Annotated in this window: 9 protein-coding genes; 7 read left to right on the forward strand and 2 right to left on the reverse strand. The window is 73.7% G+C overall.

From position 1 onward, the window contains the following. From ACZ3KJ_RS35085 to ACZ3KJ_RS35095, 3 genes are all read left to right on the forward strand, one after another. The coding region (locus ACZ3KJ_RS35085) for a type I polyketide synthase (protein WP_467532978.1) at positions 1 to 4,369 on the forward strand (4,369 nt) is incomplete at its 5' end. A 59-nt stretch (positions 4,370 to 4,428) separates the two neighbouring features. Continuing rightward, a complete protein-coding gene (locus ACZ3KJ_RS35090; protein WP_467532980.1) occupies positions 4,429 to 11,160 on the forward strand; it encodes a thioester reductase domain-containing protein in 6,732 nt (2,243 codons plus the stop codon). 169 nt (positions 11,161 to 11,329) lie between these two features. Beyond that, the gene (locus ACZ3KJ_RS35095) at positions 11,330 to 12,082 is read left to right on the forward strand and encodes a thioesterase II family protein (RefSeq protein ID WP_467532982.1); all 753 of its coding nucleotides are present in this window, start codon (positions 11,330 to 11,332) and stop codon (positions 12,080 to 12,082) included. Between the two features lie 87 nt (positions 12,083 to 12,169). Here ACZ3KJ_RS35095 and ACZ3KJ_RS35100 read toward each other — a convergent pair whose 3' ends face one another. After that, complete coding sequence (locus tag ACZ3KJ_RS35100) at positions 12,170 to 12,901, reverse strand: TetR/AcrR family transcriptional regulator (RefSeq protein WP_467532984.1); 732 nt, start codon at positions 12,899 to 12,901, stop codon at positions 12,170 to 12,172. Between the two features lie 134 nt (positions 12,902 to 13,035). Between ACZ3KJ_RS35100 and ACZ3KJ_RS35105 the strand changes: the two genes are divergently transcribed. Then, positions 13,036 to 13,254: a hypothetical protein gene (locus ACZ3KJ_RS35105; protein ID WP_467532986.1), complete on the forward strand. Its 219-nt coding sequence runs from the start codon at positions 13,036 to 13,038 to the stop codon at positions 13,252 to 13,254. Continuing rightward, positions 13,254 to 14,036, forward strand: coding sequence for a siderophore-interacting protein (locus ACZ3KJ_RS35110; RefSeq protein ID WP_467532988.1), 783 nt, complete (start codon positions 13,254 to 13,256; stop codon positions 14,034 to 14,036). The genes ACZ3KJ_RS35105 and ACZ3KJ_RS35110 overlap by 1 nt, the downstream gene beginning before the upstream one ends. A 283-nt stretch (positions 14,037 to 14,319) precedes the next feature. Here the strand turns inward: ACZ3KJ_RS35110 and ACZ3KJ_RS35115 are convergent, their stop codons facing one another. After that, positions 14,320 to 16,461 (reverse strand): AfsR/SARP family transcriptional regulator, encoded by a 2,142-nt coding sequence (locus ACZ3KJ_RS35115; protein WP_467532990.1) that lies wholly within the window; start codon positions 16,459 to 16,461, stop codon positions 14,320 to 14,322. An 895-nt stretch (positions 16,462 to 17,356) separates the two neighbouring features. Between ACZ3KJ_RS35115 and ACZ3KJ_RS35120 the strand changes: the two genes are divergently transcribed. Next, positions 17,357 to 17,767, forward strand: coding sequence for a nuclear transport factor 2 family protein (locus tag ACZ3KJ_RS35120; protein ID WP_467532991.1), 411 nt, complete (start codon positions 17,357 to 17,359; stop codon positions 17,765 to 17,767). 101 nt (positions 17,768 to 17,868) lie between these two features. Next, positions 17,869 to 18,084: hypothetical protein (locus ACZ3KJ_RS35125; RefSeq protein ID WP_467532993.1), on the forward strand; the 216-nt coding region annotated here is incomplete at its 3' end.

Consider the following 18,084-nt stretch of genomic DNA (forward strand, 5'->3'; position numbering starts at 1 on the left):
TCCGCTGTATCTGGGGTCGCTGAAGTCGAACATCGGGCACAGTCAGGCCGCCGCGGGCGTCGGCGGTGTCATCAAGATGATCCAGGCGATGCGGCGGGGCGTGCTGCCGAAGACGCTGCACGTGGACGCTCCGACACCCCAGGTCGACTGGGACTCCGGCGCGGTGAAACTGCTGACCGAGGCCAGGCCCTGGCCCGAGACCGGGGCACCGCGCCGATCCGCCGTGTCCTCCTTCGGCCTGGGCGGGACCAACGCCCATGTCGTGCTGGAACAGGCTCCTGCCGAGGAGCCGGAGAACGCCACGGAGCCCCCGGCACCCGTGCCGGGCGGTCCGGCGGTGGTGCCGTGGGTGGTGTCGGGGCGTTCGGCGGACGCCCTGCGCGTCCAGGCCCGCCGCCTGCACGACTTCGTCACCAGGCGCCCGCGGATGCGTCCGGCCGACGTCGGCTTCTCGCTGGCGACGACGCGGACGGCGTTCGAGCACCGGGCCGTGGTCGCGGGACGGGACCGTACGGATCTGCTGGAGCAGCTCGCCGCCGTGGCGGCCGGCTCCGCCGATCCCGGGACGGTGACCGCGCAGACGCCCGGCCCGACCGCGGGCCTCGCTTTCCTGTTCACGGGGCAGGGGGCGCAGCGGGTGGGGATGGGGCGGGAGTTGTACGGGGCGGTGCCGGACTTCGCGGCGGTGTTCGACGAGGTGTGCGGGGAGTTGGATGCGGGGTTGGTGCGGCCGTTGAGGGAGGTGGTGTTCGAAGAGATGGAGGGTGTGCTGGGGCGTACGGAGTTCACGCAGCCGGCGTTGTTCGCGTTGGAGGTGGCGTTGTTCCGGTTGTTGGAGGGGTTCGGTGTGGTGCCGGATTTTGTGGCGGGGCATTCGGTGGGTGAGGTGGCGGCGGCGCATGTGGCGGGTGTGTTGTCGTTGGGGGATGCGGCGCGGTTGGTGGTGGCGCGGGGCCGGTTGATGGGGTCGGCGCGGTCGGGTGGTGCGATGGTGGCGGTGCGGGCGGTGCCGGAGGTGGTGGTGGGTGAGCTGGGGGAGTTCGCGGGGAGGGTGTCGCTGGCGGCGGTCAACGGTCCGGACGCGGTGGTGGTGTCGGGTGACGCGGAGGTGGTGGGGGATCTGGAGAAGCGGTGGCGTGATGGTGGCCGGCAGGTGCGGCGGCTGAAGGTCAGTCATGCCTTTCACTCCCCGCACATGGACGGTGTGCTGGAGGAGTTCGAGCAGGTGGTGGCGGGGTTGTCGTTCCGGGCGCCGCGTGTTCCGTTGGTGTCGACGGTGACGGGGGAGGTGTTGTCGGAGCGGGAGGCGTGCTCGCCGCGGTACTGGGTGCGGCAGTTGCGCGACACGGTGCGGTTCTACGACGCGACCCGGCAGCTGATCGCGGAGGGTGTCACCGACTTCGTCGAGATCGGCCCGGACGCTGTGCTGAGTGCTCTGGTGTCGGCCGGTGTCGAGCGTGAGCCCGGTCTGGTGGTGCCGGTGTTGCGGAAGGACCGGTCGGAGTTGGAGTCGTTGGCGGTGCTGCTGGGCCGGTTGCATGCGCGGGGGCGGCGGGTGGACTGGGCGCGGGTGCTGCCGGGTGCGGGGCGGGTGGATCTGCCGACGTATGCCTTCCAGCGCAGGCGGTACTGGCTGGAGGAGCGGGCCGGTGGCCGGGACGCGGCCGGTCTGGGGCTGACCGGTGCCGCGCATCCCCTCCTGGGTGCGGCGGTGCCGGTGGCCGGGAGTGACGAGGTGCTGCTGACCGGGCGGATCTCCCGCCGGACCCACCCCTGGCTCACCGACCACACGGTCCTCGGTACCGCCGTGCTGCCGCCCTCGGTGTTCGTCGAACTCGCCGTCCGCGCCGGTGACGAGGCGGACTGCACGGTACTGGAGGAACTCTCCCTCGCCGCGCCTCTGGTGCTGCCGGAGACGGGCGGGCTCCAGATCCAGGTCCGGGTCGGCGCACCCGACGGCGACGGCCGGCGCGCCCTCGCCGTCCACTCCCGCCCCGACACCCCCGACCACCCCGACGCCCCCGACAGCCCGTGGACCGCCTGTGCCCAGGGACGCCTCTCGGCCGGAGAGTCCGCCGCATCGGAAGCATCGGAAGGCCCGGCCGGTCAGGAACAGCACGGCCCCGAAGTCCGCCTGCCGGAAGCGCTGCTGACGGAGGCCGCACGGTACCGACTCCACCCCGCCCTGCTGGCCGCCGCACTGCCCGCGTCCCCCGTGCCGGACGGCGACGGCGTCGCCGTGCCCGCCGTCTGGCGTGACGTACGGCTGCACGCCGGGGGCGCCGACACCGTACGGGTGCGCTCGGCCCGGACCGACGACGACACCGTCACCCTCGCACTCCTCGACCCGCGGGGGCGGCCGGTGCTCGACGTCGGGTCGCTCACCTACCGGACCGTGCCGGAGGCGGAGTTCGGCGCCGGCCGGCCGCGGGGCGACGGTCTGTCCACGATCGAGTGGGTCCGGTACGACGCCGGACCCGCGCCGGCGGCCCGCTGGGCGGCGGTCGGTGCAGACCTGCCCGGCGTGCCCGGCTTCGCCGACCTGGCGTCCGCCGCGCGCGCCGTCGAGTCGGGCGAGACCGCCGTCGACCTGCTGCTCGTGCCGTGGCGGCCGGCCGGTGACCTGGGCCGGGGGACGCACCGCGCGCTCGCTTTCGTACGGGAGCTGCTGGCCGCCGACGCGTTGCACGACACGCCCGTCGTCGTGCTGACCCGCGGTGCGGTCGCGGCCGAGGAGGACGATGCGGCACGGCTGGACCTGGAGTCCGCGGCGGTGCGGGGACTGCTGCGCACCGCCGCCGCGGAGGGCGTCGGCCGGCTCGTCCTGGCCGACGCGGACACCGGTACACCGCCGCTCGACCTGCTGGCGTCGGCGGTGCGGTCGGGGGAGTCCGAGGCGGCGGTGCGCTCGGGGGAGCTGCGCGTGCCCCGGCTGCGTCCGGTGCCGTCCGCCGGCCCGTCCGCCGCCGGTCCGTCCGCCGCCGGTCCGTCCGCCAACGGCCCGTCCGCCAATGGACCGTCCGCGAGCCCGTGGACCCCGGACGGTACGGTGCTCGTCACCGGGGGCACCGGTGGCCTGGGGGCGCTGTTCGCCCGGCACCTGGTCGTCGCGCACGGGGTGCGGAACCTGCTGCTGGTGAGCCGGCGCGGCCCCGACGCGCCCGGCGCGGACGGGCTGCGCCGGGAACTGGCCGAGCGGGGCGCCGAGGTGGAGACGGCCGCGTGCGACGTGACCGACCGGGAGGCGCTGGCGGACCTGCTGGCCGCCATCCCCGCCGACCGCCCGCTGACCGGCGTCGTCCACGCGGCCGGCATCCTGGACGACGCCGTCCTGTCCGCGATGACCACCGAGCAGCTCGACCGGGTGCTGCGACCGCGGGCCGGCGCCGCGTGGAACCTGCACGAACTCACCCGCGACCTCGGCCTCACCGCCTTCGTCCTGTTCTCCTCCACCGCGGGCGCGTTCGGCGGACCCGGCCGGGCGAACACGGCGGCGGCCGACGCCCACCTCGAAGGCCTGGCCCGCCTCCGCGAGGCCCAAGGGCTGCCCGCCACCGCCGTGGCCTGGCCCCGCTGGGAGCACGACGGCCCCGGCACCGCCGAACGGCGCACCGGCCTCGACCTGCTGCGCCCGGTCACCCCGGAGCAGGGCCGTGCCCTCTTCGACCGCGCCGTCGCCCTCGGCGCGACCCGGGGCGGCGCCACCGCGCTGATCGCCGGTGCCGTGGACCGGGCCGCGCTGCGCGCCCACGAGGCCGTACCGCCCGCGCTCCGTGACCTCGCCGCGGGACCGGCCCGCCGGACCGCGCACACCGCCGCCGACGCGCACCCCGACACGCCGGCCGACCGGCTCGCGGGCCTGGGTGAGGCGGAACGCCGGTCGCTGCTGCTGGACCTCGTCCGGACGGAGACGGCGGCCGTGACCGGACAGCCGGACGTCACCGCGGTCGCCGCCGACCAGGCGTTCCAGGAGATGGGCTTCGACTCGCTGGCGGCCGTCCAGTTGCGCAACCGGCTGTCGGCCGCCGCCGGGGTCAGGCTCCCGGCCACCCTCGTCTTCGACCACCCGACGCCCAGGGACGTCGCCGGTTATCTGCTCGACCGGCTCGCCCCGGCCGAGGCCGACGTCTCGGCGCTGGTCCTGTCCGAGCTGGACCGCCTCGACGGACTGCTCCCCGCGATCGCCGAGGACGAGCGGCACCGGGACATGGTCCGCGGCCGGCTCCGGGCCATGGCGTCCCGGCTCGGCACGACGGCGCCGGACACCGGTGACGCGGACGACGCGGACCCGGCGGCCCGGATCGAGTCCGCGTCGGTCGACGAACTCTTCGCCCTCATCGACACGGAACTCTCGGGCCCCGCCGACTGACCCCCGCCCCCTCAGCCCCACTACCTCAGCGTGACCTCTCCGAAAGGGATACCGAGCCCATGTCCAACGAAGAGAAGCTCGTCGAGTACCTCAAGCGGGTGACGGCCGATCTCCAGGAGACGCGCAGGCAGCTGGCCGAACGGGAGGCCGCGGACGACGAGCCCGTCGCCATCGTGGGCATGGCCTGCCGCTACCCCGGCGACGTCGCCTCGCCCGCGGACCTGTGGCGGCTGGTCGACCAGGGAGTCGACGCGATCACGGAACTGCCGCACGACCGCGGCTGGGACATCGAGAAGCTCAAGGAGAAGAGCTACTCGGTGCAGGCGGGTTTCGTGCACGACGCCCCCTGGTTCGACGCCGGTTTCTTCGGCATCTCGCCGCGCGAGGCGCAGGCGATGGACCCGCAGCAGCGGCTCCTGATGGAGATCTCGTGGGAGCTGTTCGAACACGCCGGACTGGACGTCACCACCCTCAAGGGCAGCAGGACCGGAGTCTTCGTCGGCATCGTGGAGGAGAGCTACCTCGGGCTCAACGCCCCCGAGGAATTAGAGGGCTACCTCATGACCAGCAAGCTCAGCAGCGTCGCCTCCGGCCGCATCGCCTACACCTACGGCTTCGAAGGCCCCGCGGTCTCCCTCGACACGGCCTGCTCCTCCTCCCTCGTCGCGATGCACTCGGCGATCCAGTCGCTGCGGTCGGGCGAGTCGACACTGGCCGTGGCCGGGGGCGTGACGGTCAACTGCGACCCCGGAGGCCTCGTCGACTTCGCCCGGCAACGCGGTCTCGCCGCCGACGGGCGGTGCAAGTCGTTCGCCGCCGCGGCCGACGGGACCGCGTGGAGCGAGGGCGCGGGCCTGGTGCTGCTGGAGCGGCTGTCCGACGCGCGGCGGCACGGCCATCGGGTGCTGGCGGTCGTCCGGGGCTCGGCGGTGAACCAGGACGGCGCGTCCAACGGCCTGACCGCGCCGAACGGTCCGTCGCAGGAGCGGGTGATCCGGCAGGCGCTGGCGAGCGCGGGACTGTCGTACACGGACGTGGACGTGGTGGAGGCGCACGGGACGGGGACCCGGCTGGGCGACCCGATCGAGGCGCAGGCACTCCTCGCCACCTACGGACAGCGCCGCGACGGACGGCCGCTCTACCTCGGGTCGCTGAAGTCGAACATCGGACACAGCGTCGCCGCCGCCGGAGTGGGCGGCGTGATCAAGATGGTGCAGGCGATGCGGCACGGCGTGCTGCCCAGGACGCTGCACGTGGACGCGCCCACACCCCAGGTCGACTGGGACTCCGGCGCGGTGGAACTCCTCACCGAGAACAGGCCCTGGCCCGAGACCGGGGCACCGCGCCGCGCCGGCGTCTCCTCCTTCGGGGTGAGCGGCACCAACGCCCATCTGATCCTGGAACAGCCACCCGCCGAGGAGACCCCGGCCATCTCGGCGCGGGCCTCCGACTCGGCGCGGGCCTCCGACTCGGCGCCGGCCACCGCCTCGGCGCCGGCCACCGCCTCGGTGCCGGGCGTCCCGGTGTCCGACGGCCCGGCCGTCGTGCCGTGGGTCCTGTCCGGGCGCTCACCGGAGGGGCTGCGGGGGCAAGCGGCCCGGCTGCTGGCGGCCGTGCAGACCGACCCCGGGCTCGACGTCCGCGACGTGGCCTGGACGCTGGCGACGAGCCGGGCGGCGTTCGAGGACCGTGCCGTCGTCACCGGCGCCTCCCGTGAGCAACTGCTCGCCGGACTGGACGCGTTGGCGCGCGGGGAGTCGGCGCCGGGGGCGGTGAGGGGCACGGCTCCCGGCCCCGCCGGCCGGGTGGTGTTCGTGCTTCCCGGCCAGGGATCGCAGTGGGCGGGCATGGCGGTGGGCCTGCTGGACACCTCACCGGTGTTCGCCGAGCGCATGGCCGAGTGCGGCCGGGCGCTCGCCGCCTTCGTCGACTGGGACCTGGAGAAGGTCCTGCGCCAGGCACCGGGCACGCCCTCGCTCGAACGCGTCGACGTCGTGCAGCCCGTCTCCTGGGCGGTGAACGTGTCGCTGGCGGCGCTGTGGCGCTCCCACGGTGTCGAGCCCGACGCGGTGGTCGGCCACTCGCAGGGCGAGATCGCCGCCGCGTGCGTCGCCGGAGCGCTGTCCGTGACGGAAGCGGCGCGGGTGGTGGCCCTGCGGTCGCAGGCCATCGCGGCGGGGCTGACCGGCGGCGGGATGGTGTCGCTCGCGCTGCCGCTCGCCGACGTCGAGTCCCGGCTGAAGCGGTGGCCGGGCCGGCTGGAGGTCGCGGCGCTCAACGGGCCCACGTCCGTGGTGGTGGCCGGTGACCCGGACGCCTTGGACGAACTGCTCGCCGCATGCGCGACGGCGGGCGTGCGGGCCCGGCGCGTCCCGGTGGACTACGCGTCGCACACCTGGCACGTGGAGCGGATCGAGGACGAGCTGGCCCGGGTCCTCGCCGGGATCCGGCCGCGCACGTCCGACGTGCCGTTCTACTCGACGGTGACCGGCGGCTGGCTGGACACCACCGCGCTGGACGCCGGGTACTGGTACCGCAACCTGCGGCAGACCGTGCGCTTCCACTCCGCCGTCCAGTCCCTGGCGGCCGACGGGTTCGGGACGTTCATCGAGATCAGCGCGCACCCGGTGCTGTCGATGAGTGTCCAGGAAACGCTCGACGGCGCGACGCGCACGGAGCGGCCGGCCGTGGTGGCCGGGACGCTGCGCCGGGACGAGGGCGGCCTGGACCGGTTCCTGACCTCGCTGGGCGAGGTGTGGGCACAGGGCGTGGCCGTCGACTGGTCCCCGGCCGTCGCCGGCGGCCGGCGGGTCGACCTGCCGACCTACGCTTTCCAGCGCAAGCGGTACTGGCTGGACGAGCAGGCCGTGACCGGGGACGCGGCCGGGCTGGGCCTGGCCGGCGCCGGGCACGCCCTGCTCGGGGCGGCGGTGCCGGTCGCGGACGGGGACGAGATCCTGCTCACCGGGCGGCTCTCCCGCCAGGACCGGCCCTGGCTCGCCGACCACACCGTCCTCGGCACCGCCGTGGTGTCGGCCCCGGTCTTCGTCGAACTCGCCGTCCGCGCGGGCGACGAGGCCGGGTGCACCGAACTGGAGGAACTCTCCCTCGCCGCACCGCTGGTCCTGCCGGAACACGGCGCGCTCCAGATCCAGGTCCGCGTCGCGGCACCCGACGGCGCCGGCCGCCGCGGCGTCACCGTCTCGGCGCGCACCGACGCCCCCGACACGCTCTGGACGGTCCACGCGTCCGGGCTGCTGGGGACGGCGGCCGCGGCCGACGAGACGGGCATCCCCGAATGGCCGCCGCCCGGCGCCGAGCGGATCGAGCTCGCCGAACCGTCCCCTGAACCGCCCGCCGAACCGTCTGCCGAGCCGTCCCCGGAGCCGGCCGCCCCCGGCGACGCGCGGCAGCCCTCGCTCCCGGAGGGCACCGTGGCCTGGCGGTCGGGCGGCAGCGTCTTCGCGGAGGTCGGCCTGCCCGAGCGCCTGCGGGCGGGCTGCGCGTACTTCGGCCTGCACCCCGCCCTGCTGGACCTGGCCGTCCGTCTCGTCCGGCTCACCGACGCGCCGCCGGACAGCGCCGCCCGGATCGCCGCCGACTGGCGTGGGGTGCGCCTGCACGCCACCGGGGCCGCAGCCCTGCGCGTCCGTCTCGACCGGGTCGGCGACGGGTTCGCGCTGCTCGCGGCGGACCGCGCCGGACGCCCCGTCCTCAGCGCCGAACGGGTGGAGCTGCGGGCGCTCACCCCGGAGGCGCTCGGCAGCGCCGTCAAGCACGGCTACGACGCGCTGTTCGAGACGGCCTGGGAGCCGCTGCGCGCCGCCCGGGGCGACGGCGGCACGCTCCGCTGGGGCCTCCTCGGCACCGGCCGGGGGCTCACCGTGCCCGGCGCCCGGACGTTCGACGGCGTACCCGCCGTGGCGGCCGCCGACCAGCCGGTGGACGCCGTGCTCCTCGACCTCACCGGCGATCCCGCACCGGCCTCGGGCGCCGGCGTCCCCGACGCCGTGCGCGCGGCGGCCCGCCGCGTCCTGGAGCTGGCGCAGGAGTGGCTCGCGGACGACCGGCTCGCCGCCACCCGGCTCGTCGTGGCGACCCGGGGAGCGATGGGCGCCGGGGGCGCGGGGGTGACGGATCCGGGCGCCGCCGCGCTGTGGGGCCTGCTGCGCTCGGCGCAGTCGGAGGCCCCCGGCCGCTTCGTGCTGGCCGACCTCGACGACGACGCCCGTTCCGCGGCCGCGCTGCCGGCGGTCCTCGCCTCCGGGGAACCACAGACCGCGATCCGCGAGGGCGACATCCTCGTCCCCCGGCTGCGCCGCGTCGCCCCACCCGGCCCGGCCGCCGCGACGACCGGCACCGGCCGCGGCGGGCGGAGCCCCGAAGGCACCGGCCGCGACGGGCGGAGCCCCGAAGGCACCGGCCGCGACGGGCGGAATCCCGAAGGCACCGGCCGCAACGGAGGGAGCCCCGACGGCACCGGCCGCAACCGGTGGAGCCCCGACGGCACCGTCCTCATCACCGGTGGTACCGGATCCCTGGGCGCCCTGTTCGCCCGCCGCCTGGTCGCCGACCACGGCGTGCGGCGGCTGCTGCTGGTCAGCCGTCGCGGCCCGGACGCCCCCGGCGCCGACGGACTGCGCCGGGAACTGACCGGGCTGGGCGCCGAGGTCGACATCGCCGCCTGCGACACCACCGACCGTCAGGCGCTGGCCACCCTGCTGGACGGCATCCCCGCGCACCGCCCGCTGACCGGCGTCGTCCACACCGCCGGTGTCCTCGACGACGGCCTGCTGCCGGACCTCACGCCCGCGCGCCTCGACACCGTCCTGCGCCCCAAGGTCGACGCCGCCTGGCACCTGCACGAGCTCACCTGCGACCTCGGCCTCACCGCCTTCGTCCTGTTCTCCTCCATCGCCGGTGTGATCGGCGGCGCGGGCCAGTCCAACTACGCGGCCGCCAACGTGTTCCTCGACGCCCTGGCGGAACACCGCGCCGCCGCCGGACTGGCCGCCACCTCCGTGGCCTGGGGCGTGTGGACGCAGGACAGCGGCATGACCGGCCACCTGGACGAAGCGGACCTCGGCCGTATCGCCCGAGGCGGCTTCCGCCCCATCTCCCAGGAGCAGGGGCCCGCCATGCTGGACACCGCGCTGCGGCTCGGCACGCCCGCCCTGGTGGGGACGCCGTTCGACCCGCAGCCCCTGCGGGAACGGCCCTCCCAGGTACCGCCGGTGATGGGCGGTCTGCTGCGCTTCCCGGTGCGCCGCACCGCGCAGAACGTCGACAACGGCTTCGACACCCTGGTCGGCCGGCTGGCCGGACTCGACGAGAAGGAGCAACTGCGGCGGGTACTCGGCCTGGTCCTGGCCGAGACCGCCACCGTGCTCGGGCACACCGGCACCGACGGCATCCGGCCGACGCAGCGGTTCCCCGAGCTGGGCTTCGACTCCCTCACCTCCGTCGAACTGCGCAACCAGCTGGCGGCCACCACCGGCTGCCGGCTCCCCGCCACCGTGGTCTTCGACCGGCCCACGCCGGCGGAGCTCGCCGCCTTCCTCCGCGCCGCCCTGCTGGAGCGGCTGGGGGAGGAGGTGACCACGTCGCGCGACGAGGTGGACTTCGCGGCCGAGATCGCCCTGCCCGACGACATCCGTCCCGCCGACGAGGTGGTGTACGAGGTGGTGGATCCGCAGGAGATCCTGCTGACCGGGGCCACCGGCTTCCTCGGCGCCTTCCTGCTCCGCGACCTGATGCGTTCCGGGCGGGGCACGGTGCACTGCCTCGTGCGCGGCGCGGACGAGGAGGCCGCCCGGGAGCGGCTCCGGCGGCGGCTGGAGTGGTTCCGGGTGTGGGACGGCATCGACCCCGCCCGTCTCTCGGTGGTCGTCGGCGATCTCGCCGCGCCGCGCCTGGGCCTGTCGGAGGCCGCCTTCGACACCCTGGCGAGGCGGGTGGACGTCGTCCACCACGCCGGAGCGACCGTCAACTGGCTGCACCCGTACGGTGAGTTGAAGGCGGCCAACGTCTCGGGCACCGTCGAGGTGCTGCGGCTGGCCGCGCGGCACCGCTCGGTGCCCGTCCACTACGTGTCCACGACGGGCGTCTTCGCCGGCGGCGAGCCGGACGGCGCCCCGCGCAGGCCGGAGGACCCGACCGCGCCGGTCGAGCGGCAGCCCACCGGATACGTCCAGAGCAAGTGGGTGGCGGAGCGGATCGTGGGCCTCGCCGCGGACCGGGGGCTGCCGGTGACGATCCACCGGGCCGATGTCATCTCGGGCGACCAGGACCGAGGCGCCTGCCAGACCAGCGACTTCGTGTGGCTCAGCCTCAAGGGCCTGATCCAGGCCGGAGCGGCTCCCGAGGGCCTGGGCGGGCACGTGCACTTCGTCCCGGTCGACTACGTCAGCGCGGGGATCCTCGCCCTGTCCCGGAAGAAGGAGGCGTCCGGACGGATCTTCCACTTCTTCAACCGGAGCGGCGTGACCTTCCACGACTGCGTGCGGTACCTGCGGGGGTACGGTTACGCGCTCGACGAGCTGGACCACGCCGCCTGGCGCGACCTCGTCCAGGCGGACCGCGGCAACGCCATGCTGCCGCTGTTCGACGCGTTCGAGGCGATGGCCCTGGGCGGCGACCGCGCCTACCCGGGCATCGACACGACGGACACGGAGGCGGCCCTCGCCGGAACCGGAGTGCGGTGCCCCCCGATCACACGCGAGCTGTTCGAGAAGTACGTCGACTTCTTCGTGGGCGTCGGCCACTTCCCGCCGCCCGGAGAACCGGCCTGATCCGGCCGAGCGCGACGACCGACGACGACGGGACACCGAGCGCGGCGGGCGACGACGGCGAGAACCGCCGAGCGCGAAGGGCGGCGACGGCGAGAAGCACCGAGCCCGACGGGCGACGACGGCGAGAAGCACCGAGTCCGGCGAGCGATGAGGGTGGGAAGGGGCGGACATGGCAGGTGAGTGGATCAGACGGCTGGGACCACCGGCGGACCGGCCCGCTGCGGTGCAACTGGTCTGCTTCCCGCACGCGGGAGGCGCCGCCGGCGCGTACACGGCCCTGTGCCGCGCGCTGGCACCGACCGTCGAGGTGGTCGGCGTGCAGTACCCGGCACGTCAGGACCGGTTGCGGGAGGAACCGCTACGGGACATCCGCGGGCTCGCGGAGCGGGTCGCGCGGGAGCTGGGGGAGGACGCCGGGAGTGCCCGGCCCCGCGCGTTCTTCGGCCACAGCATGGGCGCGCTGGTCGCCTTCGAGACCGCGCTGCTGCTGGGGCGGGGCGGACCCGCGACGCGCCCCGTGCGTCTGTTCCTGTCGGGGCGGGCCGCGCCCTCGCTGGGCCCGGGCCCCAGCGACCACCTGGCGGGCGACGCGGAGCTGCTGGCCGAGCTGCGCAGACTCGGCGGCGTCGGCGACGGCGTCCTGGAGGATCCCGACGTGGTCGGGCTGATCATGCCGGCGGTGCGTGCCGACTACCAGGCGCTCGCGGCGTACTCCTGGCGGCCCGGCACCACGCTCGACACCCCGCTCACGGTGCTGGTCGGGGACACGGACCCGATCGTCACGCGGGAGGGAGCGGCACAGTGGCGCCGGCTCTCCACCGCGCCCACCGAGGTGCGGTCGTTCACCGGCGGCCACTTCTACCTCGACGACCGGGTCCAGCAGGTCGCCGAGGTGGTCCGGGACGCCCTCGTCCGCCCCTGAGGCGGTACCGGAGGCCCCGGGCACACGGCAGCCCGTCCCTCGCGCCCCTTACGGGAAGAGGCGCGGGGGACGGGCTGCCGGGCGGCGTCACGACGCCTGCGGTGACTCGTACTCCAGGTTGTGCACGGAGCACAGCTCCTGAAGGTTCTCCTCGAAGACCGGCTCGAGGTCGGAGTAGGCGAAGTCCAGCTGGTGGAGCACCTCCATGCACAGCAGTCCGTACAGTCTGATCCAGCTCGTCAGGAACAGGTGCAGCGCCTCGGGGGGCAGCGGGCTGTCGACCCGGGCCGCGTAGTCGGTCATCTGCTCCTGCAAGGAGGGGGCCAGGTCCTCGAACCGCGGAACCGGGTAGGGGTCCTTCTCCCAGATGTCCACGAGCTGGTCGAGGAAGACCTTCTCGAACTGCTGCCCGGCGCGGAGCCGGGGGGACTCGGCGTCCTCGCGGGTCGCGGCGTGCACCGGGCTGGCGAACATCCAGCTGAACTCGCTGGGGTGGGTGATGGCCCACGTCCGCATCGAGCGGCAGGTGGCGGCCAGCCGCCGCCCCGGGTGCTCCGGCGGCCAGGCGTCCCGCGCCTCCTGCATGGTCGTCGTCAGCTCCTGGTAGAAGTCCGCGATCACCGCCTCGACCAGCGCGTCGTGGCTGGGGTAGTAGCGGTACACGGCCGGTCCGCTCATGCCCATCTCGCGGGCCACGGCATTGACCGTCACACCGGTCGGCCCGTGCTTGCGCAGGAGTTGACGGGCTGTGGTGCGGATCTCCAGGAGCGTGGCCTGCCGGCGTCGCTCCACGCGGCGGCTCGAGGTCTGTTGGGGCATCTTCCTGTCCTCACTTCGGGTCATTGACATGATAGACAAGCTATGGTTTGTTAGTGGTAGTAAGTTAAGTCACTGGCCTAAACTTTCCTAAGAATATAAAGCGTCGTCCGCAGTCAAACCATAGGGGGATCCGGATGCGAAAGCGCTTCACGCGAGGGGAGTCGGTGGCGCTGGCGGCCGTCCTCGCCGCAGCCGTCTGGGGGGTGTCCCGGGCGCTGGCGGTGAAGGACGCTCAGGTCGAGCGCCTGATCGGCGCGTTGGAGAAGGCGGCCGCCGGGGGCCTTGCCGTGGAGTCGGGCAGGGCGTGGCAGGAACCCTCCCTCGCATCACTCGTCCACGAGAAGGAGTCCTGATGCCGGACGGTACGGTGAAGCCCGCACGGCGCCCGTCGCTCAACCCCCTGGAGCACCTCTTCGCCAAGCACCGGCTGGACGGGGTGATCACGGAGACGGGCCTGGTGACCCCGACGATGAAGCGCATCCGGATCGCCGTGGAGGCGTTGCGCGGAGTGACCGTCGAGCCGGGGCGGCACATCAGAATCCAGATCAACGACCCCCTGTCGCTGTACGGGATCGTGCGCCCGGGGGAGACGCTCCGCACCTACTCGGTCTGGGACCAGTCCGAGGACGGCCGCGAACTCGAGATCCGGGCCCATCTGTACGACGGCGAGGGCATCGGCCTGACCTGGGTGCGTGCCGCACAGGAGGGCCAGGCGGTCGAGTTCTGGGGGCCGCTCGGTGATTTCGACCTCCAACCGGAGGCCCCCTACCACCTGTTCGTCGGCGAGGAGACCGCGTCCGCCGCGTTCGGCCCCATGATCAGGGCGCTCGGACCCGGTGCCCGGGTGTACGGAGCGCTGGAGAGCGACTCCCCCGACGACGAGGTGCCCGTCCCCGGACCGCACCGCCTGAAGCGGGTGTACCGCGACGGAGCCTCGCCGGTCTCCTCGGACGTCCTGCTGGGCGCGGTGTCGGACCTGGAACTCCCCGAGGAACCCGGGGCCGCCTACATCGCCGGCGAGGCACGCACCTGCCAGGCGATCCGCAACCACCTCGTCCACGTGCGTGCGTGGCCCCGTACCCAGATCAGGGTCAAGCCCTTCTGGACGCCCGGCAAACGAGGGCTGCACCACTGAGCCGGGGGGACGGGGCCCAGGGCGCTTCTGACGGATCTCCGCGGCGTCGCGACGCCCGGCACGCTCCCCCACTGCCTGAACGGCGTGGGCGGTACCCCCACTCACCGCACGGCGCGAAGGGCCAGGTGGCTCCGCCACATGACCCTTCACACCGCACGCCGAGGGCACGCACCGAACGCCGCTCCTCCTCCCACGGAGATCCGTCAGACGCGCCCTGGTCCGGCACCGTCTCCCCGACCCGGCCGCTCTCGGACCTGGCCCCTCGGCGTGAGTGGACACGGGGTCAGGGCATGCAGTCGACGAATCCGGGAACCGGCGGCTCCGCGGGCTGGGCCCGGGAGTTCGTCAGCGGCTGGTGGGCCGAGCCCGAAGCGTCGATGGAGATCGTCATGAAGTGCGGAGTCCCCCCACCCCACCCGGGCCGCCGAGCGAAGAGTTCGGGGCGGGCCGCGGCCGCGATGAACAAGGTCCCCTCGGCCGCCTCGCTGCTCACGGCGCAGATGAAGTCGAGCAGGGCGTCGTCCGCCTCGTGCAGATCGTCGACCACCATGACCAGCGGGCAGCCCTGCGCGATGTCCGCCAAGGGAGACTGGGTGGACTTCACCAACCGCGTCAGATCGATCTCCCGTGTCTCGGTGCCGTGGGGATCGAAGAGAGGGCTCATCCGGGAGTGGAACAGATGCGTGCCGCCGCACGCCTCCCCCTGCCGGTCGAGGCTGCACGGGACGAGGAAGCGCATGGCGACGGGCTGCCCCATGGCACGACGCTCGAACTCCTTGAGCAGCCTGCTCTTGCCGGTGCCGGCCTCCCCGAGGATCGTGACCACGTGAGGGGTGCCGCGGTGCCGGACGCGTTCCAGCATGCCGCGCAGGACGTCGAGTTCGATCTCCCGGTCCACCACGCCCGGCAGCCGTGACCGCTCGTCGCGCGTCCGTGGCCGGTCCGCCTTCCAGGCCTGCGGCGAGTCGCTGACATGGACGTAGGAGAGCGCCGAGGCGGCCAACTGCCGGGTGCTGCCGCAGACCCACACGTCCCCCGCTCCCGTGTGGGACAGCAGGGACTGGCACTCGTCGAGCAGTGTCCCGTCCGCCGACCGGACATCGGAACCGTGGTCGTCGTACCGCAGCAATGCCTCCCCCGTGGACACTGCTGCGTGTACCGTCGCCTCCCGGCTCCGCCGGGCGGAGCGCGTGAGGGGCACGACCGCGTCGGGCGTGTGGAACTCGTCCCGTATCCCCAGCGCGGCGCGTACGGCCCGTTCGGCGTAGTCGTCGCCGTCCCAGGGCCCGAACACGGCCAGTTGGGTGGAGCCGATGGAACCGATCACCGATCCGCCGAAGCCGCCGACGACTTCCCGGATACGGCCGGTCACGCTGTCGCGCAGTTCGTCGGTGCCCTCCGGCCGGCCGCTGTCCGTGGGCGCCCCGAGGCGGGCCTTGAGCAGCAGCACGCTGACCGGCCGGCGCCGGCTGACCGGGGCGGTGCGCTGGCGGGGCACCCGCGGGTGCGTCCCGAGGTCGCCCGTGCCGGAGGAGGCGTACTCGCTGTGCTCCATCGCCTCCTGGACCGGCGCCAGGGCCAGGGCCGCGGCCGCGGCCGCCCACGGCTGCGGCGACCGCAGCCACGCGTGGTCCCCCGACGGTCCGGTCTCCGTCTGCAAGGTGACCGGGGCCGTCGCCTCGGGCAGGGACAGGCCCGAGTCCTGGTTGAGGATCGCCTGCTGCAACGACTGGAGTTCGCGCCGTGGCTCCAGGCCGAGGTCCCCGATCAAGGAGGCGCGGACCCGGCTGTACACGTTCAGCGCGTCGGCCTGCCGGCCGCACCGGTACAGGGCCAGCATCAGCTGGCCGCACAGGCGCTCGCGCAGCGGTTCGGCCTCGACCATCGACTCCAGCGCGCCGAGCATGGACTGGTGCCGGCCGCAGTGGAGTCCGGCCTCGAAGTAGTCCTCCATCGCGTCCAGCCGGGCACTCTCGGCGGCGGCGAGCTCCGGCCAGTCGATCCCGCTCTCGACGAGATCGGCCAGCGCCTGGCCCTGCCACAGCGACAGGGCGTCACGCAGGATGTCCGCGGCCTGCGCGGAGGAGCCGGACTCCAGCAGGGCGCGCCCCTCCCGGATCCGGCGGTGGAAGAGGTGCAGGTCGACCCGGTCCGGGTCGACCTGCATGACGTATCCGGGAGTCTTGGTGACCAGGACCCCGGCCTGGCGGTCGGCGTGGCAGGGCGAGAGGGCCCCGCGCAGACCCCACACGGCGTTCTGCAGGATCTTGCGCGCCGTGGTCGGTAAGCTGCCGTCCGCCCACAGCGCACCGAGGAGTTCTCGTGTGGGGACCACACGATTGGCGTTCAGGAGCAGGTAACCCAGCGTCGCGCGCTGCTTGGTCCCGCCCAGCGGAATGGGTTGATCGTCCTTGAGAACTTCCAATGGTCCAAGTATTCGAAACCACATGGCTGCTCCACCATTGACTTGATCCGGGTTGGCAGATGGGCGTCTCTTTCAGGCACTCGATCTCTGTGGTTCGTGGGACAGGCGGATGGGTGCCGGCCCGTGCCGGCGCGCCTGTTCCCGGGCCGGTGACCTTCGCTCCGAGTGGCCGAAGGTGATCCTGGATGAGTTCCGGGCCGAAGCCCGTGTCACCGTGTCAGACCGCGGAAAAGCGCCGGACTTCCGGCGTGTGCACGCGGACGGTAGGGAGTCGCACGTGCGGAATCACTCGTTCCGCAGGGCGTTCGCCTGAGGCTCCTGACGCCGGCGACAGGCCGGGTCGGCGGGATGCGGCGCGGTGAGAAGCGCTGGAATGATCGATGCACAGGCTTGTTGCATGCGCGATGTCCCCCATGTGTGTCACTCCGCCGCTGCCCGAGCAGGAGCGGAACCCCGTGTGACGTACGCCAGCCCCTTCGGCGGTGAATCCGCAGCGGGCTTCCACTGGGTACCGTAACCTTCGTAACGCCCTAAAACAAGTGTGACTGTCCGTGCCGATCTTCGCTCTCCGGCGGCGCTCACCGCCCCTGCGAGAGGCCCTGGAGACGGCGGCTTCGGCCCGTCGGCGCCGCGTGCGGCGTCCTCCCGCATTCTTCGCCCTCCGGCCGGTCTCTCCGGGTCAATTGGCTTGTCTTTCACGGGTGTTCGGCGCGCCTTGGCCGGATGCGGAGGTGCGTCGGGACGTGTAGCGTCCCGAAGGGGCCTGCCGCGTCCGTGCCGCGTCCGTGCCGGGCGGCGCCCGTTCCGCGACGCCCCGCGCCGTCCTCGGCGGCACCCGCCGGCCGACGTCGCCGGGGCTCCGCCCCACCCCACCACCTCACCACCGGGAGCAGTCATGACGTACCCCGATGCGAAGAGCGTCGTCCTGGCCTATCTCAAGGCCATCGACGAACGGGACCCGGAGGCCATCGCGGCCACTCTCTGGGAGGACGCCGAGTTCCGCATCCCCGGAGACCACCCGCTCGCCGGCACCCGGGTCGGTCTGGACGACATCTTCGACAAGTTCATGCTGCCGCTGATGGAGCTGTGCTCCCCGGACGTCCCCTACACCGTCGAGATCTCCCAGCTCGTCGCCGAGGGCGACACGGTGGTGCTCGACTGCGTCGCCCGCTCCGCTTCTCGCACCGGCGTGCCGTACGAGGCGAACGTCGTCTCGGTGTTCACCGTCCGCGACGGCCGTATCAAGGTCATGCGCGAGTTCTTCGACACGCAGTACTTCGTCCGGACGCTGATCGGCACGGAGTGACGAGGGCGAGGAGGCGGAGTTACCGCCGTGTGGGCAGCTTCGCCTAGCGTCGAGAACCACCCGGCGGGGCATGTCCCGCACACGGCCGTCGCTGAGCGGACATGCCGCGCGTTCCCCCGGGCGGTCGCCGCGGTGCCGCTTCCCCCACCCTGGGAAGCGCGTGCCGCGGTGACCGTTCCCCGGTCGAGAGGCGGACATCACACGTGACACGCCATCAGGTCTCCGAGCTGCACGAGATCCGTGCGCAGGCGCTGGCCGGGCCGAGCGAGAAGGCGACCCTGGCGCAGCACGCCAAGGGCAAGCTGACCGCCCGTGAG

The sequence above is a fragment of the Streptomyces sp. NPDC003248 genome (assembly GCF_055563235.1).